At 69.1% G+C, this 19,433-nt stretch carries 20 protein-coding genes and 1 tRNA gene; 9 read left to right on the forward strand and 12 right to left on the reverse strand.

The window, feature by feature from the left end; genetic code table 11:
• The 7 genes from topA to RIF93_RS09250 all read right to left on the reverse strand — a co-directional run.
• Positions 1 to 1,982 (reverse strand): type I DNA topoisomerase (gene topA, locus RIF93_RS09220; RefSeq protein WP_309090597.1); only part of this gene is annotated, 1,982 nt, incomplete at its 3' end.
• A 99-nt stretch (positions 1,983 to 2,081) separates the two neighbouring features.
• Positions 2,082 to 3,176: a DNA-processing protein DprA gene (dprA, locus tag RIF93_RS09225; protein ID WP_309090599.1), complete on the reverse strand. Its 1,095-nt coding sequence runs from the start codon at positions 3,174 to 3,176 to the stop codon at positions 2,082 to 2,084.
• Positions 3,173 to 3,814: a glycerol-3-phosphate 1-O-acyltransferase PlsY gene (gene plsY / locus RIF93_RS09230; protein WP_309090601.1), complete on the reverse strand. Its 642-nt coding sequence runs from the start codon at positions 3,812 to 3,814 to the stop codon at positions 3,173 to 3,175. Before plsY ends, dprA begins: the two co-directional genes overlap by 4 nt.
• A gap of 189 nt (positions 3,815 to 4,003) precedes the next feature.
• Positions 4,004 to 4,534 carry a hypothetical protein gene (locus RIF93_RS09235; RefSeq protein ID WP_309090603.1) on the reverse strand — a complete coding sequence of 177 codons (531 nt, stop codon included), beginning with the start codon at positions 4,532 to 4,534 and terminating at the stop codon, positions 4,004 to 4,006.
• Positions 4,521 to 5,186: a hypothetical protein gene (locus tag RIF93_RS09240; protein ID WP_309090605.1), complete on the reverse strand. Its 666-nt coding sequence runs from the start codon at positions 5,184 to 5,186 to the stop codon at positions 4,521 to 4,523. Before RIF93_RS09240 ends, RIF93_RS09235 begins: the two co-directional genes overlap by 14 nt.
• Before the next feature lie 80 nt (positions 5,187 to 5,266).
• Positions 5,267 to 6,559: a dihydroorotase gene (gene pyrC, locus RIF93_RS09245; RefSeq protein WP_309090607.1), complete on the reverse strand. Its 1,293-nt coding sequence runs from the start codon at positions 6,557 to 6,559 to the stop codon at positions 5,267 to 5,269.
• A complete protein-coding gene (locus tag RIF93_RS09250) occupies positions 6,556 to 7,536 on the reverse strand; it encodes an aspartate carbamoyltransferase catalytic subunit (RefSeq protein WP_309090609.1) in 981 nt (326 codons plus the stop codon). The genes pyrC and RIF93_RS09250 overlap by 4 nt, the downstream gene beginning before the upstream one ends.
• A gap of 93 nt (positions 7,537 to 7,629) precedes the next feature.
• On the opposite strand from RIF93_RS09250, the gene RIF93_RS09255 reads away from it, so the two are divergent.
• Complete coding sequence (locus RIF93_RS09255; protein WP_309090611.1) at positions 7,630 to 8,136, forward strand: DUF1993 domain-containing protein; 507 nt, start codon at positions 7,630 to 7,632, stop codon at positions 8,134 to 8,136.
• Here the strand turns inward: RIF93_RS09255 and ruvX are convergent.
• Entirely contained in the window at positions 8,133 to 8,600 is a 468-nt protein-coding gene (ruvX, locus tag RIF93_RS09260; RefSeq protein WP_309090613.1) for a Holliday junction resolvase RuvX, read from the reverse strand. The two genes, RIF93_RS09255 and ruvX, sit on opposite strands and share 4 nt — an antisense overlap.
• 70 nt (positions 8,601 to 8,670) lie before the next feature.
• On the opposite strand from ruvX, the gene gatC reads away from it, so the two are divergent.
• Positions 8,671 to 8,958 (forward strand): Asp-tRNA(Asn)/Glu-tRNA(Gln) amidotransferase subunit GatC, encoded by a 288-nt coding sequence (gatC, locus tag RIF93_RS09265; RefSeq protein ID WP_309090615.1) that lies wholly within the window; start codon positions 8,671 to 8,673, stop codon positions 8,956 to 8,958.
• Complete coding sequence (gatA, locus tag RIF93_RS09270; protein ID WP_309090617.1) at positions 8,958 to 10,430, forward strand: Asp-tRNA(Asn)/Glu-tRNA(Gln) amidotransferase subunit GatA; 1,473 nt, start codon at positions 8,958 to 8,960, stop codon at positions 10,428 to 10,430. Before gatC ends, gatA begins: the two co-directional genes overlap by 1 nt.
• 62 nt (positions 10,431 to 10,492) lie before the next feature.
• On the opposite strand, the gene RIF93_RS09275 is transcribed toward gatA, so the two are convergent.
• Positions 10,493 to 10,813 carry a hypothetical protein gene (locus tag RIF93_RS09275; RefSeq protein ID WP_309090619.1) on the reverse strand — a complete coding sequence of 107 codons (321 nt, stop codon included), beginning with the start codon at positions 10,811 to 10,813 and terminating at the stop codon, positions 10,493 to 10,495.
• A 135-nt stretch (positions 10,814 to 10,948) separates the two neighbouring features.
• On the opposite strand from RIF93_RS09275, the gene gatB reads away from it, so the two are divergent.
• Positions 10,949 to 12,448, forward strand: coding sequence for an Asp-tRNA(Asn)/Glu-tRNA(Gln) amidotransferase subunit GatB (gene gatB, locus RIF93_RS09280; RefSeq protein WP_309090621.1), 1,500 nt, complete (start codon positions 10,949 to 10,951; stop codon positions 12,446 to 12,448).
• A 3-nt stretch (positions 12,449 to 12,451) separates the two neighbouring features.
• Here gatB and RIF93_RS09285 read toward each other — a convergent pair whose 3' ends face one another.
• Positions 12,452 to 12,868 carry an RcnB family protein gene (locus RIF93_RS09285; protein ID WP_309090623.1) on the reverse strand — a complete coding sequence of 139 codons (417 nt, stop codon included), beginning with the start codon at positions 12,866 to 12,868 and terminating at the stop codon, positions 12,452 to 12,454.
• Positions 12,869 to 13,041: 173 nt separating this feature from the next.
• On the opposite strand from RIF93_RS09285, the gene RIF93_RS09290 reads away from it, so the two are divergent.
• From RIF93_RS09290 to RIF93_RS09305, 4 genes are all read left to right on the forward strand, one after another.
• Positions 13,042 to 13,770 carry a glutathione S-transferase N-terminal domain-containing protein gene (locus tag RIF93_RS09290; protein WP_309090625.1) on the forward strand — a complete coding sequence of 243 codons (729 nt, stop codon included), beginning with the start codon at positions 13,042 to 13,044 and terminating at the stop codon, positions 13,768 to 13,770.
• A gap of 159 nt (positions 13,771 to 13,929) precedes the next feature.
• A complete protein-coding gene (locus RIF93_RS09295; RefSeq protein ID WP_309090627.1) occupies positions 13,930 to 14,202 on the forward strand; it encodes a sel1 repeat family protein in 273 nt (90 codons plus the stop codon).
• A gap of 108 nt (positions 14,203 to 14,310) precedes the next feature.
• Positions 14,311 to 14,400: transfer RNA gene (locus RIF93_RS09300), tRNA-Ser, on the forward strand.
• Between the two features lie 96 nt (positions 14,401 to 14,496).
• Complete coding sequence (locus tag RIF93_RS09305; RefSeq protein WP_309090629.1) at positions 14,497 to 14,703, forward strand: hypothetical protein; 207 nt, start codon at positions 14,497 to 14,499, stop codon at positions 14,701 to 14,703.
• 379 nt (positions 14,704 to 15,082) lie between these two features.
• Here the strand turns inward: RIF93_RS09305 and RIF93_RS09310 are convergent, their stop codons facing one another.
• Positions 15,083 to 17,596 carry an FtsX-like permease family protein gene (locus RIF93_RS09310; RefSeq protein ID WP_309090631.1) on the reverse strand — a complete coding sequence of 838 codons (2,514 nt, stop codon included), beginning with the start codon at positions 17,594 to 17,596 and terminating at the stop codon, positions 15,083 to 15,085.
• Positions 17,593 to 18,279: an ATP-binding cassette domain-containing protein gene (locus RIF93_RS09315; RefSeq protein ID WP_309090633.1), complete on the reverse strand. Its 687-nt coding sequence runs from the start codon at positions 18,277 to 18,279 to the stop codon at positions 17,593 to 17,595. Before RIF93_RS09315 ends, RIF93_RS09310 begins: the two co-directional genes overlap by 4 nt.
• Before the next feature lie 86 nt (positions 18,280 to 18,365).
• Between RIF93_RS09315 and RIF93_RS09320 the strand changes: the two genes are divergently transcribed.
• The gene (locus tag RIF93_RS09320; RefSeq protein WP_309090635.1) at positions 18,366 to 19,088 is read left to right on the forward strand and encodes an arylesterase; all 723 of its coding nucleotides are present in this window, start codon (positions 18,366 to 18,368) and stop codon (positions 19,086 to 19,088) included.
• Positions 19,089 to 19,433: the final 345 nt, after the last annotated feature.

The raw sequence follows: 19,433 nt of genomic DNA on the forward strand, positions 1-19,433 counted from the left end.
AGCAGCAGCACCACGACGCCGGTCACGGGATCGACCCCCAGCTCGCGGTCGCCCGAGGCGGCCTCGTCGCCTTCCTCAGAGACGGTCAGCGGCCGGGTGTGGCGGCACTCGGGATAGTTCGAGCAGCCGATGAACGGCCCGTACTTCGACGACTTCAGGCCCATGCGGCCTGTGCCGCAGACCGGGCAGGCGCGCGGGTCGCTGCCGTCGGCCTTGGCGGGGAACAGGTGCGGGCCCAGCGCGGTGTCGAGCGCGGTCAGCACGTCGCTCATGCGCAGCTCGGCCGTCTCGCCCACCTTGGCGTTGAAGTCGGTCCAGAACTCTCGGAGCAGGGCCTTCCAGTCGAGCTCGCCGGCCGAGACCAGGTCGAGCTTCTCCTCCAGGCCGGCGGTGAAGTCGTACTCCACGTAGCGGCGGAAGAACTCCTCGAGGAAGGCGATGAGCAGGCGGCCTTTGTCCTCGGGTACGAAGCGCTGCTTCTCCATGCGGACATAGGCCCGGTCGCGCAGCACGCCGAGGATCGAGGCGTAGGTCGAGGGCCGGCCGATGCCCAGCTCTTCCAGCTTCTTGACGAGGCTGGCTTCGGAATAGCGCGGCGGCGGCTCGGTGAAGTGCTGGTCGGCCTTGGCCTGGCGGACCGTGGCCTGTGCGCCTTCGGCGACCTGAGGCAGGCGGCCGCCTTCCTCGTCCTCGGGATCGTCCTGGCCTTCCTCGTAGACGGCGAGGTACCCGGGGAAGGTCACCACCTGGCCGGTGGCCCGCAGGGCGGTCTGCTGGTCCGAGCTTTCGAGGTCGATGGTGGTCTTCTCGACCCGGGCGGCCTCCATCTGCGAGGCGATCATCCGCTTCCAGATCAGCTCGTACAGACGGCCGAGATCGCCCTCCAGGCGCAGCTTGCCGGGGTTGCGGCCCAGGCTGGTGGGGCGGATGGCCTCGTGCGCCTCCTGGGCGTTCTTGGCCTTGGTGGAATAGAACCGCGGCTTCTCAGGGACGTAGTCCTTGCCGTAGAGCCCGCCGATCACGGCGCGCGCCTCGTCCAGCGCCTCGGGCGCGGTCTGCACGCCGTCGGTCCGCATGTAGGTGATCAGACCCACGGTCTCGCCGCCGATGTCGACGCCTTCATACAGCTTCTGGGCGGCCTGCATGGTGCGCTGGGCCGAGAAGCCGAGCTTGCGGGCGGCTTCCTGCTGCAGGGTCGAGGTGGTGAAAGGCGGCGGGGGCGAGCGGCGGCCGGGCTTGCGCTCGACCGAGGCGATCTTGAATGCCGCGGCCTTGACGGCGTCCCGCGCGGCGAAGGCCAGGGTCTCGTTGGCCAGGTCGAACTTCGAGAGCCGCTTGCCCTCGTGCTTCACCAAGCGCGCGGTGAAGGGATCGCCGCCGGCGGCGACATCGGCCTCCACGGTCCAGTATTCCTGGGTCTTGAACCGCTCGATCTCGAGCTCGCGGTCGACGATCAGGCGCAGGGCGACCGATTGCACGCGGCCGGCCGAGCGGGCGCCCGGCAGCTTGCGCCACAGCACCGGCGAGAGGGTGAAGCCCACCAGATAGTCCAGCGCGCGACGGGCGAGGTAGGCCTCGACCAGCTCCATGTCGAGCTCGCGCGGATTGGCCATGGCCTCGGTGACGGCCGACTTGGTGATGGCGTTGAAGACGACCCGCTGGACCTTGGCGTCCTTCAGCGCGCGCTTCTTCTGCAGGACCTCCAGCACGTGCCACGAGATGGCCTCGCCCTCGCGGTCCGGGTCGGTGGCCAGGATCACGCGCTCGGCGCCCTTGGCGGCCTCCGCGATCTCGGACAGGCGCTTCGCGGCCTTCGCGTCCACGTCCCAGGACATGGCGAAGTCCTCGTCCGGGCGCACCGAACCGTCCTTCGCGGGCAGGTCGCGGACGTGGCCGTACGAGGCGAGCACCTTGAAGTCGGAGCCCAGGTACTTGTTGATGGTCTTGGCCTTGGCCGGGCTCTCGACGATGACGACGTTCATAAAGGCGGTAGGTCCCCAAAGAGGCGCGGAAGGTGGGGGTGGCCTAGACCCCCTGTCAACGGCCAGGACGACGCGGTTTTCGAGAGCCCCTAAAGGGGCTCATGCGGCTGAGACCATGCCGCCGGGCAGCAATTCGGCCCGCCCGGCGAGGGAAAGTTCGACCAGGGCGGCGAAGACGGCTGGGGCCGGCGCCCCGGCGGCGCGCACCAGTTCGTCGCGGCTGACCGGCGTGGGCGAGAGAAGGTCGGCCACCTTGCGGGTGAGGGTCGGATCGGGATCGACCGGGGCCGCGGGGCAATAGCGTGGCCCTTCGGGGTCGCGCAGGTCGCGCAGGCCGTCCAGAGCTCTCAGCACGTCGTCGACGCCTTCGCACAGGGCGGCGCCCTGGCGGATGAGGTCGTTGGTCCCCTTGGCTCGGGGATCCAGCGGCGAGCCAGGCACCGCCAGGACCTCGCGGCCCTGCTCGGCCGCCAAGCGGGCGGTGATCAGCGATCCCGAGCGCATCTCGGCCTCCACCACCACGACGGCGCGGGAGAGGCCGGCGATGATCCGGTTGCGGCGCGGGAAGTCGCGGGCCACGGCCGTGCGGCCCGGTTCGCTTTCCGAGACGACGCAGCCTTCGTCCACCAAGCGTTCGTAGAGCGGCCGATGCTCGGGCGGATAGACGTCGTCGACCCCGCCGCCGAGCACCGCGACCGTGCCGGTGGGCAGGGCGCCCTCGTGGGCCGCGCCGTCGATGCCGCGGGCCATGCCGGAGACGACGACATGGCCGGTCTTCCCCAGGTCGGCGGCCAGGCCGCGGGCGAAGCGCTGGCCGGCGGCGGAGGCGACGCGGGCGCCGACGATGGCGACGCAGGACTGTCCCAACAGCTCGGTCCTGCCGCGCACCCAGATGAGCGGCGGCGGTGGGTCGAGCGCCGCCAGCGCTTGCGGGAAGTCGGGCTCGCAGGCGGCGATCAGGCGTGCGCCCAGGCCAGCGCCGGCTTCGAGCTCGGCCTCGGCCTCGGCCTCGGAGGGGACGCGCAACGCGCTCATCCGCCCCCCGCGGCGGGCGAGGTCGGGCAGGGCGGCCAGCGCCAGAGCCGGCTCGCCGAAGCGGCCGATCAGCTGGTCGAAGGTGACGGCGCCCACATTCTCGGTGCGAGCGAGCCGCAGCCAGTCGCGGCGCTGGGCGTCGGTGAGTTTGCGGATCAAGCGTCGGCCTTCTTCGACCCACCAATGCGCGGCTCCTCGCCCTTCAGCAGGCGGCGGATGTTCGGCGCGTGGCGTACGTAGATCAGGATGGCCATGAAGAACGCCATCAGGGCGATCGGCTCGGGCCGGCCGACCAGGAAGACGAACACGGGCGCCAGCGCGGCCGCGACCAGCGCGGCCAGCGAGGAGATCCGGAACAGGAAGGCCACCACCAGCCAGGTGGCGCCGGCCAGCAGGCCGACCGGCCAGGCGGCGGCCAACAGGGTGCCGAAGAACGTCGCCACGCCCTTGCCGCCCTTGAAGCCCAGCCAGACGGGGAACAGGTGGCCCAGGAAGGCCGAGGCGCCGGCCAGCGCCGTCAGGGTCGCTTGAACCTCGACGTCGGCGTCGCGTGTGGCCAGCCAGGCCAGGAATACGGCCACCGCCCCCTTGCCGCCGTCGCCAAGCAGGGTGATCAGCGCCAGGTCCTTGCGACCCGTGCGCAGGACGTTGGTCGCGCCGATGTTGCCTGAACCGATGGAGCGGACGTCGCCGGCGCCGCCCAACTTGGTGGCGATGACCCCGAACGGGATCGATCCCAGCAGGTAGCCGCCGATCACGGCCGCCGCGGTCAGGACGAGATTCAGAGATTCGAACATTGGCGCTCCCCCAGTGCAGGAGGAGTCCTAGCGACCGGACGCGCGAAGTCTAGAACAGCGAGCGCGGCTGTGGAAACAAAAAGAGAACTCCGGGCCACGACCGCGAAACCGGCGCTTGCGCGCGGACTGGGTAAGCCCAAGCTTCAGGATACCGGAGGAACCCGCCATGGACGCCAAGAGCTAGTCGCCTTACGGCGACGGGTCAGAATCCCACTCATGTGCGATAGGGCCGATCTGCAGCCCGCGCCGCTTGAGTTCTTCTTTCAAGGCGATCGCCATGGCTTCGGCCGTTTCCCGATAGAAGGGCGCCGCGAACCAGACTTCCCGGCCTTGGTGGGTGACGATCCCAAAGTTTGCCGCAATCCCTACGAAGATCTGATCGGGTCCCACGGCGATGCGCGAGATGTCTTCGAGCGGGATGCCTTTCGCCACTCTGGGAGGGTTAAGGAGCAAACCCCCTTCGATGTAGAGCGCCGCGCCGCGCCGGAAGAGCAGCGCGAAGATCCGGTGGCCGAAGAATGCGATGACGCTGATCAGGGGGATCAGCACCGGCAGGAAGTAGAGGACGCCGAACTGCAAACCCTCGCGGCGAGGGTGATAATAGCCTCGCAACAGCGCCATCCAGAGCAGCAGCGCGACGAGGGCCATGGAGCCCAGAACGATCAGCCAGGTGGTCACGGGAGCCACCCGGCCGATCACGACGCGCTCACCAGCGGCCATGCGGGTCCGCCCCCAAGCGACCTCGACTGACGTGCGCGGCTGGATCGTTCAAAAGGCGAACACCTCCAAGCATGGCGCCGCTAATGTCGCGCGCTTTGGTTTTCAGGCCGACCCAGCTGTCCGCGATGCCATCCGCGAGCATCTCGCCGTCTCGTTCGCCGATATACTCCCCTAAGGCGACGGCCGCGGGTATGGCCGCCGGAATCCTGGGCGCCAGGGGCGCCGCGGCGGCTCCAAAGCTGACGGCGCCGACTTTTCCGATGCCTTGGCCGAGCAAGAATCCGCCACCGTTCCGAATGAGAGCTTCGTCCCCTGACATCCCACGCTGGCGATCCGCATTATAGCCAGCCTTCGCCGCCGTCAGAGAGAGTGCGGGGCCGACCGGACCGCCGAACCTCCTGATCGCCTGGGCCGCCTTCTGGTCCTCATCGGCGCCCGACAAGACAGCGAACATCGCGGAACCAACTTCGGCGGCCTTTTGCACCTTCCCGGCCGTTTCCGCGGTATCCTTGATCTTCTGCGCGGCTGAACGCCGGCACAGGTCGGCCTCTCGCGCATCGTTGAACGCCCGTTGCTTTCGGCACATCTCGTCGTATGCGTCGCCGTCCGGATCAGGAACCGTCCGGGCTTCACCCCAAGGCATGCCAGCCATCTCTCACCCCTGCTGCCAAACGCGCACACTAACGGCGCAGGTTCGGCTAGTCCAGAACAAAGAGAGAACAGGGGCGCCAGCTACGCCTGGAACACCGTCCGGCCGTCGACCACGGTCCGCAGCACCTTCCCCTGAAGCATCCGCCCGTCGAAGGGCGAGTTCTTGGACTTCGACGTCAGCTTGTCGGCGTCGATTACGATGGGGGCGTTGGGGTCGCACAGCACGAGGTCGGCCGGCGCGCCCTTGGCGATGCGGCCGGCGGGCAGGCCCAGCAGTTCGGCCGGGGCGCTGGTGACGGTGCGGATCAGGTCGACCAGCGGAATGCGGCCTTCGTGGTGGAAGGCGAGCAGGGCCGCCAGCAAAGTCTCGAGACCCACCGCGCCGGGGGCGGCCTCGTCGTAGGGCAGGCGCTTGTCCTCGGCCGGCGCGGGGGCGTGGGCCGAGACGATCACCTTGATGAGCCCGGAGGCGACGGCGTCGATGACGGCCTGGCGGTCGTCTTCGCTGCGCAGCGGCGGGTCCAGCTTGCAGAAGGTGCGGTAGTCGCCGATGTCGAGTTCGTTGAAGGACAGGTGGTTGATCGAGGTGGTGGCGGTCGCGTTGACGCCGCGCTTCACCGCCCGCTCGAAGCTTTCCAGCGCGCCGGCGGTGGTCAGTTGGTCGACGATCAGCTTGGCGCCGGTGAGCTCGGCCAGCGCCAGGTCGCGCTCGAGCATGATCTTCTCGGCGACCGCAGGGACGTTCGGCAGGCCCATGCGCGCGGCGAACTCGCCCGAGGTGGCCGCGGCGCCGGCGGAGAGCCAAGGGTCGGCCGGCCGGTGCGCCACAGGCGTGTCGAACGCCTTGGCGTAGGCCAGCACCCGCTGGAAGACCTTGGAATTGACGATCGGCCGGTCGGCGTCGGTGACATAGAGGCAGCCGGCCTCGTGCATCAGGCCGATCTCGGCCATCCGCTCGCCCTGCACGCCTTTGGTCGCCGCGCCGGCCGGGTAGACGTTGACCAGCTCGATGTCGCGCGCCCGGCGAAGGATGAAGTCCACGACCGAGGGCTCGTCGACGACCGGATGGGTGTCGGGCTGCACAACGATGGTGGTGACGCCACCCGCGGCGGCCGCGCGGCCGGCGGACTTCAGCGTCTCCTTGGTTTCCGAACCCGGCTCGCCGGTCTTCACCCGGATGTCGATCAGGCCGGGGATCAGCAGCTTGCCGCCGCCGTCGATGATCTCGACATCCCTGGAGAGCGAGCCCGGCTCGCCGCCTTGGACCACGTCGGCGATGACGCCTTCGGTGACGACCACCGCGCCGGGGCCGTCGTAGCCGGACGCCGGGTCCAGCAGGCGCACGTTCGTGAAGGCGACGGGACGGGCGCTCATCGTTCGTTGTCCAGACGCGCGGCCAGGGACGTCAGCACGGCCATCCGGGCCGCGACGCCCATCTCCACCTGATCCTGGATCAGGCTGACCGACAGGTCGTCGGCCACGTCGGAGTCGATCTCGACCCCGCGGTTCATCGGACCGGGGTGCATGACGCGCACGTGCGGGGCGGCGTGGGCCAGCTTCTCGCGGTCCAGGCCATAGAACCGGAAATACTCGCGCTGCGACGGCGCCATGACGCCGTCCATCCGCTCGAGCTGGAGACGCAGCATCATCACGACGTCGCAACCGGCGATGCCGCGGCGCATGTCGTGGAAGACCTCGACGTTCCAGCGGTGCGCTGCCGACGGGATGAGGGTGGGCGGGCCCACCAGCCGGACGTGGGCGCCCAGCATCTGCAGCATGGCGATATTCGATCGCGCCACCCGGGAATGCAGGACGTCGCCGCAGATCGCCACCTTCAGGCCGGCGATGCGGCCGAACGCCCGGCGCATCGAAAGCGCGTCCAGGAGCGCCTGAGTCGGGTGCTCGTGCTGGCCGTCGCCGGCGTTGATCACAGAGCAGCCCACCTTCTGCGAGAGCAGGGAGGCCGCGCCCGACGACGAGTGGCGGATCACCAGCAGGTCGGGCTGCATGGCGTTCAGCGTCACCGCCGTGTCGATCAGGGTTTCGCCCTTCGAGATCGACGACGAGCGGGGGCTCATGTTGACCACGTCGGCGCCCAGGCGCTTTCCGGCGAGTTCGAAGCTGGACTGGGTGCGGGTCGAGTTCTCGAAGAACAGGTTCATCAGCGTCCGACCCTTGAGCAGGTCGAGCTTCTTCGAGGTCTGGCGGTTCAGGCTGACGAAGCCGTCGGCGAGATCCAGGAGGCTGGCGACCTCCACCTCGTTCAGATCGGTCGCGGAAAGGAAGTGGCGCTTGGGAAACGAGAAGGTCCGCTGCAGGACCTCGTTCAAGCCGGTGGGCGCGCCGCTCATCAAAGCGGGCTCATAGGGGGCTTTTCATGGCGAGGGAAGGGGGCCATGTCATGGCCAAGCTGCGAGAAGCGCCATCGAACCGGGGGGAAACTGATGACGACGGAACTCTACACCTTCGTGGGCATGTTCGACCGCGCCCTGACGACGGTGGGCCATGTGCTGGAGCGGGCGGCCGAGCACGCCCGGGCGACGGGGACTTCCGAGGCCGAGATGCTGGACTGGCGGCTGGCCCCCGACATGTTCAACCTGCGCCAGCAGGCGCTGGTGGTAATCGATTTCCCGGCGCAGTGGCTGGCCCGCGCCGCAGGGTTCGACGTCCCGGCCGCTACCGAAGGCGAGCCGTCGCTCGCGGAGCTGCAGAGCCTCATCGCCAAGTCGAAGGCGTTCCTGGCCGGGCTGAAGCCCGAGCAGTTCCAGGGCCGCGACGAGGTTCCGCTGACCTTCAACATCGGCGTCATCGAGCCCACGATGCCGATCGGCCAGTGGGTCACGGGGTTTGCAACGCCGAACGTCTACTTCCACCTGTCGATGGCCTACGCCATCTGCCGTCACCATGGCGTGACGCTGGGCAAGCGGGATTTCTTCGCCGGCGGGCTCTAGAGGTTCCGCAAACGGTCCAGCGCGCCCTGGAGGATCCAGGCGGCGGCCATCTTGTCGACCACGTCGGCGCGGCGGGCGCGGGTCATGTCCGCCTCGCCGACGAGCATGCGATTGACCGCCATGGTCGACATCCGCTCGTCCCAGAAGGCGATGGGCACATCGCGCAGCCTGAGCAGGTTGCGGGCGAAGGCGCGGTTGGACTGGCAGCGGGCGCCTTCGGTCCCGTCCATGTTCACCGGCAGGCCGATGACGAGGCCCGAAGCGTGGCGGCTTTCCATCAGCTTGAAGAGCGCGCCCGCGTCGTCGGTGAACTTGGTCTTGCGGATCAGCTCCAGCGGGCTCGCCACAAAGCGCGTCGCATCGGAGACCGCCACCCCGATGGTCTTCTCGCCCAGGTCCAAGCCGACCAGGGGCGTGTTCTTCGGGGTCAGATCGGGCAGTTCGGTGAGGTCGATGACGGCCATCGGCCACCCATAGCTTGCAAAATGCGCCGCCGCACGGCTAACCCACGCGCCTGAGTTTCAAGGAGCCCCCATGGCTATCGACGCTGCGACCGTCCGCAAGGTCGCAAGGCTCGCGCGGATCGCCGAGCCGGAAGACCGACTGGAGCCCCTCGCCAAGGAGCTGTCCGGGATCCTGAACTGGATCGAGCAGTTGAACGAGGTGGACACCAACGGCGTGGAGCCCATGACCACGTCCGTGGAGACCACCCTGCCGATGCGCGACGACGTGGTCACCGACGGCGGCGACCCCGCCAAGGTCCTGGGCAACGCCCCGAAGGCCGCCAAGAACTTCTTCGTCGTGCCGAAGGTGGTGGAGTAATGGCCGAGCTCACTTCGCTGACGCTGAAGGCCGCCCTCGAAGGGCTCGCCTCGAAGTCGTTCTCTTCGGTGGAGCTGACGCAGGCGCACGTGGAGGCCGTCGAGGCCGCCCGCGCGCTGAACGCCTATGTGGTTGAGACGCCGGATCGCGCGCTCGAGATGGCCAGGGCCTCTGACGAACGCCGCGCCCGGGGCGAGGCCGGCCGTCTGGAAGGCGCGCCGCTCGGCATCAAGGACCTGTTCTGCACCGAGGGCGTGGAGTCGACCGCAGGCTCCAAGATCCTGAAGGGCTTCAAGCCGGCTTACGAATCCACCGTCAGCGCCAACCTGTGGGGCGACGGGGCCGTGATGCTGGGCAAGCTCAACATGGACGAGTTCGCCATGGGCTCGTCCAACGAGACTTCGGCCTGGGGGCCTGTCGTGAACCCGTGGCGCGCGCAGGGCGGCAATGCCCGGCTGACGCCGGGCGGTTCGTCCGGCGGTTCGGCCGCGGCGGTCGCCGCCGAGCTCTGCCTGGGCGCGACGGCCACCGACACCGGCGGCTCGATCCGCCAGCCGGCGGCGTTCACCGGCACCGTCGGCATCAAGCCGACCTACGGGCGCTGCTCGCGCTGGGGCATCGTCGCTTTCGCGTCGTCGCTGGACCAGGCAGGGCCGATGGCGCGCACCGTCGAGGACAGCGCCATCCTGCTGTCGTCGATGGCCGGCCACGACCCGAAGGACTCCACCAGCCTTCCGGTCGAGACGCCGGACTTTGCCAGCTTCTGCGGCAAGTCGGTGAAGGGGCTGCGGGTGGGCATCCCGAAGGAGTACCGCGTCGAGGGCATGCCGCCCGAGATCGAGAAGCTTTGGGAACAGGGCATCGCCTGGCTCAGGGAGGCTGGCTGCGAGATCGTCGAGGTCAGCCTGCCGCACACCAAGTACGCACTGCCCGCCTACTACATCATCGCGCCCGCCGAGGCGTCGTCGAACCTCGCCCGCTACGACGGCATGCGCTACGGCCTGCGGGTCGAGGGGAACAACCTCACCCAAACCTACGAGCAGACGCGAGCGGAAGGCTTCGGCAACGAGGTGAAGCGGCGGATCCTGATCGGCACCTATGTGCTGTCGGCCGGCTACTACGACGCCTACTACCTCAAGGCCCTGAAGGTCCGCCGGCGCATCGCCGACGACTTCGATCAGGCCTGGCAGAAGGTGGATGCGCTCCTCACCCCGACCGCGCCGTCGGCGGCCTTCGCCCTCGGCGAGAAGTCGGACGATCCGGTGGCCATGTATTTGAACGACATCTTCACCGTGACGGTGAACCTGGCCGGCCTGCCGGGCATGAGCGTTCCGGCGGGGGTCGACGCCAATGGGCTGCCGCTGGGCCTGCAGCTGATCGGCCGGGCGCTGGACGAGGGCACGCTGTTCTCGTTGGGCTCGGCCATCGAGAAGGCCGCCGACTTCAAGGCCAAGCCCCAGAAGTGGTGGTGAGCTAGAAGCAAAAACGCCCGCCGGCGACGGCGGGCGTTGTGTTCTCAGACCTGCGTCAGATCCTACTGGATCTTGTCGAACTCGGCCTGGATTTCCTTGAGCTTGGCGTCGTCGATGGCGCCCTGGCTCATCGGGGCGACCTGCGCCAGCGTCATTGTGCCGATCTGGTCGTAGAACTGCTGGATCTGCGGCAGGGCCTTTTCGAGGGCGGCCTTGGCCTTCTCGTTCTTCACGATCTCGCCGATCGGCGTGCTTTCGACCGACAGCTTGCCCGCGGCGGCGGCCGGCGCGGCGGCGCCGTGGTTCGCGTGGTTGTGTTCCTGGGCGAGCGCCGGGCTCGCGATCAGGGCCGCGGCGACGGCGGCGAGAGCGATGGTCTTCATGGGTGTTCCTTCCCCCGGGAGGTTTGTCTGGACGCCGTAAAGCGCCGGCAAGCTTGAGGCCATTTCGTGGCCTTTGCGCAAGGGAGATTGTGATCGCACTTCACCTCGCGCGCGACCGGCAGTAGGGAAGCGGCCATGAGCGAAACCGCCAACACCAAGCTGATCCAGGGCCGCACCGGTCCGTGGGAAGTCGTCCTCGGCCTCGAGGTGCACGCCCAGGTGGCCTCCAACGCCAAGCTGTTCTCCGGCGCGGCCGTCGGCTTCGGCGCGGGGCCGAACGAGCAGGTCAGCCTGGTGGACGCCGCCATGCCGGGCATGCTGCCGGTCATCAACCGCCACTGCGTGGAGCAGGCGATCAAGACCGGCCTGGGCCTGAAGGCGCAGATCAACCTGAAGAGCCGCTTCGATCGGAAGAACTACTTCTATCCGGACCTGCCGCAGGGCTATCAGATCAGCCAGTACCAGCACCCGATCGTGGGCGAGGGCGAGGTCATCGTCGAACGCGACGACGGATCGACCTTCACGGTCCGGATCGAGCGGCTGCACCTGGAACAGGACGCCGGCAAGAGCCTGCACGACCAGGACCCCAACTTCACCTACGTCGACCTGAACCGCGCGGGCACGGCCCTGATGGAGATCGTGTCCCGACCCGACATGCGCTCTTCGGAAGAGGCGGCGGCCTATGTGAAGAAGCTGCGCACGATCCTGATCTACCTGGGCAGCTGCGACGGCGACATGGAGAAGGGCAACTTGCGGGCCGACGTGAACGTCTCGGTCTGCCGGCCGGGCGCCTACGAGAAGTATCGCGAGACCGGCGACTTCAGCCACCTGGGCACACGCTGCGAGATCAAGAACGTCAACTCGTTCCGCTTCATGCAGCAGGCGATCGAGTACGAGGCTCGCCGCCAGATCGAGATCCTGGAGGACGGCGGCAAGATCGACCAGGAGACCCGCCTGTTCGATCCGAACAAGGGCGAGACGCGCTCGATGCGCTCGAAGGAAGAGGCGCACGACTACCGCTATTTCCCCGATCCGGACCTGCTGCCGCTGGAGCTGGACGCCAAGTGGGTGAAGGAGATCGAGGCCAGCCTGCCCGAGCTGCCCGACGCCAAGAAGCAGCGCTTCCAGTCGCAGTACGGCCTTTCGGCCTATGACGCGGGCGTGCTGATCGCCGACCAGGCCAAGGCCGACTTCTATGAGGTCGCCGCCAAGGGGCGCGACGCGAAGCTGGTGGCCAACTGGGTGACGAACGACCTAGCCGCCAAGCTGTCGGCGGCGGGCCAGGACATCGCGGACAGTCCCATCGGCCCGCAGGCCATCGCCGAACTCGTCCAACTGATCGAAGAGGGCGTGATCTCGTCCAAGATCGCCAAGGACGTGTTCGAGCGGATGTGGGCGGGCGAGGGCGCGCCGACCGACATCGTCGAGAAGCAGGGCCTGAAGCAGGTCAGCGACACCGGCGCGCTCGAGAAGATCATCGACGATCTGATCGCGGCGAACCCCGGCCAGGCGGCCGCGGTGAAGGACAAGCCTCAGGCTATCGGCTGGTTCGTGGGCCAGGTGATGAAGGCCACGCAGGGCAAGGCCAACCCCGGGACCGTGAACGAGCTGCTGCGGGCGAAGCTGGGGCTTTAGCCCCTAGTCCGGGATGACGTCGAAGATCCGGCCTTCGCGGTCGGTGAGCACGAAGGCGTCGCCCATCCGCCGCCAGGCGTAGCCGGCCGGCGGCGGCCGCAGGCGGTAGCGGGGATAGTCGGCGACCGGCGGGCCCCGGTACTCGGGCGGGATCCGGCCGCCGGGCCTGGGCGCGCGATAGGCGCCGGGCGGCGGGCCGTCGTACCCGCGGCGGCGGTCGTAGCCCCGACCCTCGGGCGGGCCGCGGCGCTCCCAGCGGGGGCCGTCGTCGCCACGATACTGACCCGGGCCACGGCCCTGACCGCGTCCACGACCGTCTTCGCCGCGGCCGCCCTTGTCCTTGGCGATCGCGAAGTCCGCCGCCAGGGGCGAGGCGGCGAGCGCCGTGACGGCGGCAAGCGTGAGGATCAGGCGTTTCATGACGCCGGACAGTCTCCGAGGTTGATCGACGAACGTTCGCACAATGCGGCCGTCCGCGTGAACTGAGGCTGAACGTGCGGAGCACCGTTGGCTCCGCTGCGTCGGCTTGCCACAGCCGCCAGCCTCGCCATCTATGGCGCAGGGCCACGCTCACGACAGCAGAGAGGGACGAGATGAGTTCGCCGATTCAGGTGCATTACTGGCCGACGCCGAATGGGCACAAGGTGACCATCGCCCTCGAGGAGATGGGCCTGGCCTACGAAATCGTGCCGGTGAACATCGGCCGCGGCGACCAGTTCAAGCCCGAGTTCCTGGCGATCAGCCCGAACAATCGCATGCCGGCCATCGTCGACCCTGACGGCCCTGGCGGGGAGCCGATCTCCGTCTTCGAGTCGGGCGCCATCCTGCAGTACCTCGGCCGCAAGACGGGGCAGTTCTTCGGCGCGGACGAACGCGGCCGCGTAGCGGTCGAGGAATGGCTGATGTGGCAGATGGCCAACCTGGGGCCCAACAGCGGCCAGGCGAACCACTTCCGCAACTACGCGCCCATGATGACCTCGGACCAGCGGCATCTCGCCTACGGCGCCGTCCGCTACTCCAACGAGGTGCACCGGCTGTACGGCGTGATGGAGCGGCGGCTGGACGGCCGCGAGCACCTGGCGGGCGATTATTCCATCGCCGACATGGCGACCGCGCCTTGGGTCAGCGCCTGGAAGGCCCTGGGCATCCACCTGGATGAGTTCCCGAACGTGAAGGCCTGGCACGAGCGCGTGCTGGCGCGGGAGGCGGTGAAGCGGGCGCTGGCGAAAGGCGAGGAGTTGCGCCGAGGGCCAGGCCTCAACGCCTCGGGCAAGGAGGCCGAAGAGGCGCGCAAGGTGCTGTTCGGCCAGCGAGCGCGATAGTCGATCCGCCGAATTCTGCGCGCTGATCTTTCGATGAAGGCCGGACAACAGCGCGCTTAACCATGTGTTCAGCTTAACCTTGGTTTCCTGTGCTTCGTAAGGTCGGAAGAGGCTCCGAAAACCGGATCCGCCGGCCCCGCGTACAGGAACGCTAAGATCATGCTGGCGAGCATGGACATGAAGAGCGAAGGCTTGCCGCTCCCGACGCCCGATGCTTCGGGCGACGAACTGTTCCGGCTGGGCCTGCTCTATTCGACGGGTCAGGGCGGCGCGCCGCTCGACTACGTCTCGGCCCACATGCTGTTCAACCTGGCCGCCATGCGCGGCTCGATCGAGGCCAAGATCTACCGCAAGGAACTGGCGGACGAGATGGCCTCGGACGAGGTCGCCGAAGCCCAGCGGCAGGCGCGCGAGTGGCTGGCCCAGGGCTGAGGAGCGCCAACCCAGTGAAGGTCAATTTGCCCCGCGCAACCCGCTAGGCAGAGCGACCTTCGTCCGCTAATAACCGCCCTCCGCGGGCGGTCTGCCGCCCGGCGTGCTGGTGACGTGGCCGAGTGGCTGAAGGCAACGGTTTGCTAAATCGTCATACGTGAAAGCGTATCGAGGGTTCGAATCCCTCCGTCACCGCCATCCCCCTTCTAATTTTGCTACGCTTTTTCCGCTCCAAGGGTGCCAACCTGGCACGATAGTCTGGGCAACAGCACTGCCAAGCTCTACCATGTGGGCATGCGAAGGAGGTTCATTGTCCTGGCCCTCGTAGCCCTGGCGGGGGTCGCGTTCGTGGCCGCCAACTGGGGTGTCTGGATGGCTGAACGGAAGGCCGACGAGGCGTACCGCAAGGCTGATGCTGCTTACGATGACATGCTGAAGTGCGGCAACGCCACTCTCGACAACCTGTCGGCAGACGGGCCGATCAAGGAGTGTCAGCCGTAGGTTGGTGCCCTCGGAACTGGCACCCCTCTTGTCACCCCCGCCGACCCTGGTTACCTCCTTGTTCTTCTTCAGCTTTTCGGGCGTGCCAAGCGTGCCAGATCAGGGGGCGAGAGGGGTGACGAAGTTGGCATCCCTCGGGAAGGCGGCTAAGTAGTTGTCCGAGCTGAAGTTTATTGGCCCCGTCACCGCCATCCTGCCCCGGAAAATGAGCCCTGCGCGACCTTCCGTGGACGTTCGTGACAACGACGCATCGGCCTTGGCCGCTTTTAGGGCCGCGACCCGAGCCATCGATCCATCGTGCGCAGACCCTGAACCGCCGCGGCCGCGCCTTCTGCGCTGGCGGGGCTAGCGCTTGGCCTCCGGTGAAGCGGCCGTCGGCTCAACCGTCCCGTAAGGTCGGAGCCGGTCGCTTGGAGAGCGCGTGCGCGGTCGCCAGGGCCCCTGCGAGCGCTCCCAGTGCAGCCGTCGCGCCTACGAGCGCAGCCACAGCAAGCCAGTCGAAACGCCACGCCGTCTCGAACACCAACGCGATGATCGGCCAGGAGGCGGCGGCGCCAAGGGCGACGCCGGTGGCGCCGGCGGCGAGACCCACGAGACCGAACTCGACCACATAGGCGAGGAGGACCTGCCCTCGGGTGGCGCCCAGCACTTTCAGCACGGCCCCCTCCCGCGCCCTGCCGCGAGCGTCGGCGGCGACAGCGCCCGCCAGCACGAGGACCCCGGCAAGGCCCGCCACGGCGGCTGCGCCGCGAACCGCCAGGGTGAGTTGCTCGAAGACGGAGGCGGCTTGTTCGAGTTGCTCGCGGACGCTGATGACGTTGACGCTCTCAAGGTCGTCGCCCAGCCGCCGGATGGCGGCGGCCTCCTGCTCGGCGCTGGCGCGCGCGATCGCGACGCGGCGGGGCTGCGCGCCTTCGATCGCGCCGGTGTTGAGCACCAAGGCGAAGTTGAGTCCGAAGCCGCTCCAGTCCACGCGCCGCAGCACGGCGAGACGGGCGTCGATCTCGCGACCCAGGACCTGGACCGTGATGGTGTCGCCGACCCGAAGGCCTGCGCCGCGCGCGGCCTCCACCTCCATGGCCGCCACCGGTGGGCCGCGGTAGTCCCGTCGCCACCAGCGGCCGGCCACCACGCCCTCGTCCCGTGGCCCGTCGACGGCGGAGACGATAAGGTCCTCGTCATAGGCCCAGCGCTCCCCAGGGGCGATCCGACTCGGGTCCACAGGCTGGCCATTGAGGCGCACGATGCGTCCGCTGGTCACCGGAGCGACGAGCAGCCGGTCGGGTCCGGGACGGCCCAACGTTTCCGCCATCACCTGCTCGAAGGCGGCGGTCCGGTCGGCGGGAATCTCGGTGAAGACGGTCGACGGCGCGGTTCGGGGCGCCACCTCGCGGATCTGGGCTAGCAGGCTTGACTGGACCAGCATCACCGCGGTGAGCAGCGCCACGCCAAGGCCGATGGACGGTGTGGCGGTCCGGGCCGCTGAGCGCGGTCCTGCGAGGTTGGCCAGGCCCAGGCGGAGGGCGCCTCGCGCGCCTCGGCGAAGGCGCGACGCCAGGTGTGCGCCGCCGTTGCCTAGCGCCCACAGGAGAGCGAACGCCGTCGCGGTTCCGAGGATGAGGCCAACGGCGGCCGGGCGGCTGGGCGCCGTCGCGATGGCCAGTAGAACGAGGCCGATCCCCGCGGCGGCCGCGCCCAGGGTTTCAGGCCCGAGGCCAGGCGGGGCGGAAGCGGCCTGGCGGAACAGCGCCACGGGTGGCGTGCGCCGCGCCCGGGCGAGGGGAGCCAGCGCGAAAGCCAAGGCTGCCAGGCCGCCGAACAGGGCGGCACGCAGAAGCGGCGCGGGGTAGACCGCAAACAGAGCCGGCAAGGGCAGTCGGTCAGCCACGAGCGCGCCCATGATCAGCGGGGCGCTGGCTCCGACGGCGAGGCCCAGTACGAGGCCTAGCGCGGCGAGCACGCCCACCTGGATCAGGTAGACGTTCCGAATGAGAGCGCCCGTGGCGCCCAGCGCCTTCAGAGTTGCGATGGAAGGCTTGCGGCCCTCCAGGTAGGCCGACACCGCTCCGGCCACGCCGAGGCCGCCCGCCACGAGGGCGGCCAAGCCGATGAAGCCAAGGTAGTACTCAAGCTGGTCGATCAAGCGCTCGGCGCCCGCCGCCGCCCGGGAGCGGTCGCGCGCGTCGAATCCAGGATCGGGATGCGCCTTGCGGATGAGGTTGATGGCGGCGACCGGGTCGGCGTGCGTGGGCAGGAGCACACGGATGGACTCGCCGAAGAGGCCGCCCGGAGTCAGCACGCCGGCAGCCTCCACGGCCTCGATCCGGGCGAGCACCCGCGGCGCGAGCGCGAAGCCGCGCCCCATTCGATCCGGCTCGGCCACCAGCACCGCCCTCACAACGAACCGGGCGCCGCCAGCTTCGAAACGATCACCGATCCGCAACCCGAGACGATCCAGCAGCGGCTGCTCCACCGCGGCCCCCCAGGCGCCGTCCTCCCGCCGCAGCGCCGTCTCCAGGCTCGCTGCGCCCCGCAGCTCCACCGTACCGACGAGCGGATAGCCGGGACCAACGCCCCGCAGGTCCGCAAGCCGCCGCGCGCCGGAGGGGGCTTCAGCCATGACCGCGCCGCGCACTGCCGTACTGATGGGGCCGAGACGTTCGATGGACGCGCGCTCGGCGCCCGTGAAGCGCCGCTGCGAAACGCTGAAGACCGCATCGCCGCCGAGGATCGCCCGGGACTCCGCGGCCAAGCCGCGGCGGAAGGCTTCGGCCGTCGAACCCGCGGCCGCGAGCGCCGCGACACCCAGGGCCAGGCAGGCCAGGAAGATCCGAAAGCCCGCGACGCCGGAGCGGAGCTCCCGCAACGCGAAGCGAAGCGCCAGTGGCGTCACGTGGGCGTCCCCGCCCCGACGATGCGTCCGTCCTGCATGCGCACGAGCCGGCCAGCCCGGGCGGCCAGCTCCGCGTCATGCGTGACGAGCACCAGGGTCGTGCTGAGCTCCTGCGCCAGCTCAAACATCAGCTCGGTCACCAAGGCGCCGTTGGCGGCGTCGAGATTGCCGGTGGGCTCGTCGGCGAAGAGCAGGGCGGGCCGCGCGGCGAGCGCCCGGGCCAGCGCCACCCGCTGCTGCTCCCCTCCGGACAGCTGGTGCGGATAGTGGGTGCAGCGCGCCGACAGCCCGACGCGGTCAAGCCAGGCCCGGGCCGTCCTTGTCCCGTCTCGGGCTCCCGCGATCTCGAGGGGAGCTGCGACGTTTTCCTCGGCCGTCATGTTCGGCAGCAGGTGGAAACTTTGGAACACCAGCGCCACCTTGCCGCGGCGAAGCCGGGCCCGGCCGTCCTCGTCGAGCCGCGCCAGGTCTTCCCCGAGGAGCGCGACGCGCCCGCGGGTCGGACGCTCCAGGCCGGAAGCCAGGGCGATCAGCGACGACTTCCCGGATCCTGAGGGACCAACGATGGCGAGGGTCTCGGCAGGCTCCACCTGCAGCCAGACGTCGCGCAGGATCTCCACGGGGCCTGCGGCGGATGGCAGGGTGAGGGCCACATCCTCGAGAACGAGCGGGGGAAGAGTCATCGGGAGGACGCCGCCTTGGAAGTCACGAAGACCTATGTAGTCTGAACGCCATGCGCGCGCGCCACCTGTTCCTCTCCCGGCGAGCCATGCTCGCCGGAGGCCTTGCCGCCGCTGGCGCCGCCTGCGCGCCGCGCGACCGGGAGACGGGCGGCGCGGCGGGGCCGGCTCGACCGGTCAGCCAGGACCCCTCCGCGCCACGACAAGCGCCCGCGCCGTCGGCCAGACCCGCCGTGGCCGAGCCGACCGTCACCTTACTGGGAGACTCCATCACCGCGGGCCTCGGACTGCCTGCCGATCAAGCCCTGCCCAGACAGCTTGAGAGCGCGCTCCGCGCAATCGGGAGCCCGGCCCGTGTTCGGGGCGCCGGCGTTTCTGGCGACACCACCGCGGGAGGCGTTGCTCGGGTCGACTTCAGCGTGCAGGACGACACCAACCTCTGCGTGGTGGCGCTGGGCGCCAACGACATGCTGCAAGGCGTGGCGCCCCAGCAGGTGCGGGACAATCTGGCGGCTATCGTCCGCCGGCTGCAGGCGCGCGGGATCGGCGTGCTACTGGCGGGCATGCGCGCGCCGCCCCGGTATGGCGCCTATGCGGCGGAGTTCGATCGGATCTTCCCGGAGCTGGCGAAGGCCTTCGGAGTTCCGCTCTATCCTTTCTTGCTGGAGGGCGTCGCGCTGGAGCCCGCGCTCAACCAGGCGGACGGCATCCACCCGAACGCCGCCGGCGTGCGGCGGATCGCCGCCGGATTAGCTCCGGCGGTGGCGGCGGCCCTAGAGGCGGCCGACCTCGAACGAGGCGGCTCTCAGTAAGCCACCGAGACGCGCTCCGCAGACCTCAGGCGGACCTGCAGGTCTCGCTCGAATTCTCGCGTCAGCGCGGACTTACGTCAGCTCCACATCAGAACGACCCTGCGCCACACCCGGAGCGCCTCCGCCGGCCTGTTCGCCGCAGGTCCCCGGCCTCTGCGCCGAGCGGCTCGAGCTTCTGTCCGAGAAAGTCGACTTTCGGTGATCCAGGTCACGATGCGGGGGCGATGGAAGTGGGACGAATTCCTGGGAGGCCGGTCCGCGCCGGCTTGGCTGTTGGAGTGCTTGCGATGTCAGCGGAGTTTCGTGACGGCGTGCTGGCGACTGTGCCCTCGATGCGGGCCTATG

Origin of the sequence: Phenylobacterium sp. (genome assembly GCF_031181185.1) — a bacterium.
In the GTDB taxonomy this organism is placed as follows: domain Bacteria; phylum Pseudomonadota; class Alphaproteobacteria; order Caulobacterales; family Caulobacteraceae; genus Phenylobacterium.

Bases quoted from the DNA above. Each gene is read 5' to 3' on its own strand.
- ruvX (WP_309090613.1), bottom strand. From the start codon at position 8,600: ATGGCCGTCATCGACCTCACCGAACTGCCCGATCTGACCCCGAAGAAC.
- RIF93_RS09305 (WP_309090629.1), top strand. From the start codon at position 14,497: ATGCGAAGGAGGTTCATTGTCCTGGCCCTCGTAGCCCTGGCGGGGGTC.
- RIF93_RS09285 (WP_309090623.1), bottom strand. From the start codon at position 12,868: ATGAAACGCCTGATCCTCACGCTTGCCGCCGTCACGGCGCTCGCCGCC.
- RIF93_RS09290 (WP_309090625.1), top strand. From the start codon at position 13,042: ATGAGTTCGCCGATTCAGGTGCATTACTGGCCGACGCCGAATGGGCAC.
- plsY (WP_309090601.1), bottom strand. From the start codon at position 3,814: ATGTTCGAATCTCTGAATCTCGTCCTGACCGCGGCGGCCGTGATCGGC.
- gatC (WP_309090615.1), top strand. From the start codon at position 8,671: ATGGCTATCGACGCTGCGACCGTCCGCAAGGTCGCAAGGCTCGCGCGG.
- RIF93_RS09250 (WP_309090609.1), bottom strand. From the start codon at position 7,536: ATGAGCGGCGCGCCCACCGGCTTGAACGAGGTCCTGCAGCGGACCTTC.
- RIF93_RS09240 (WP_309090605.1), bottom strand. From the start codon at position 5,186: ATGGCTGGCATGCCTTGGGGTGAAGCCCGGACGGTTCCTGATCCGGAC.
- RIF93_RS09295 (WP_309090627.1), top strand. From the start codon at position 13,930: ATGCTGGCGAGCATGGACATGAAGAGCGAAGGCTTGCCGCTCCCGACG.
- pyrC (WP_309090607.1), bottom strand. From the start codon at position 6,559: ATGAGCGCCCGTCCCGTCGCCTTCACGAACGTGCGCCTGCTGGACCCG.
- RIF93_RS09315 (WP_309090633.1), bottom strand. From the start codon at position 18,279: ATGACTCTTCCCCCGCTCGTTCTCGAGGATGTGGCCCTCACCCTGCCA.
- gatA (WP_309090617.1), top strand. From the start codon at position 8,958: ATGGCCGAGCTCACTTCGCTGACGCTGAAGGCCGCCCTCGAAGGGCTC.
- RIF93_RS09235 (WP_309090603.1), bottom strand. From the start codon at position 4,534: ATGGCCGCTGGTGAGCGCGTCGTGATCGGCCGGGTGGCTCCCGTGACC.
- gatB (WP_309090621.1), top strand. From the start codon at position 10,949: ATGAGCGAAACCGCCAACACCAAGCTGATCCAGGGCCGCACCGGTCCG.
- RIF93_RS09275 (WP_309090619.1), bottom strand. From the start codon at position 10,813: ATGAAGACCATCGCTCTCGCCGCCGTCGCCGCGGCCCTGATCGCGAGC.
- RIF93_RS09320 (WP_309090635.1), top strand. From the start codon at position 18,366: ATGCTCGCCGGAGGCCTTGCCGCCGCTGGCGCCGCCTGCGCGCCGCGC.
- RIF93_RS09255 (WP_309090611.1), top strand. From the start codon at position 7,630: ATGACGACGGAACTCTACACCTTCGTGGGCATGTTCGACCGCGCCCTG.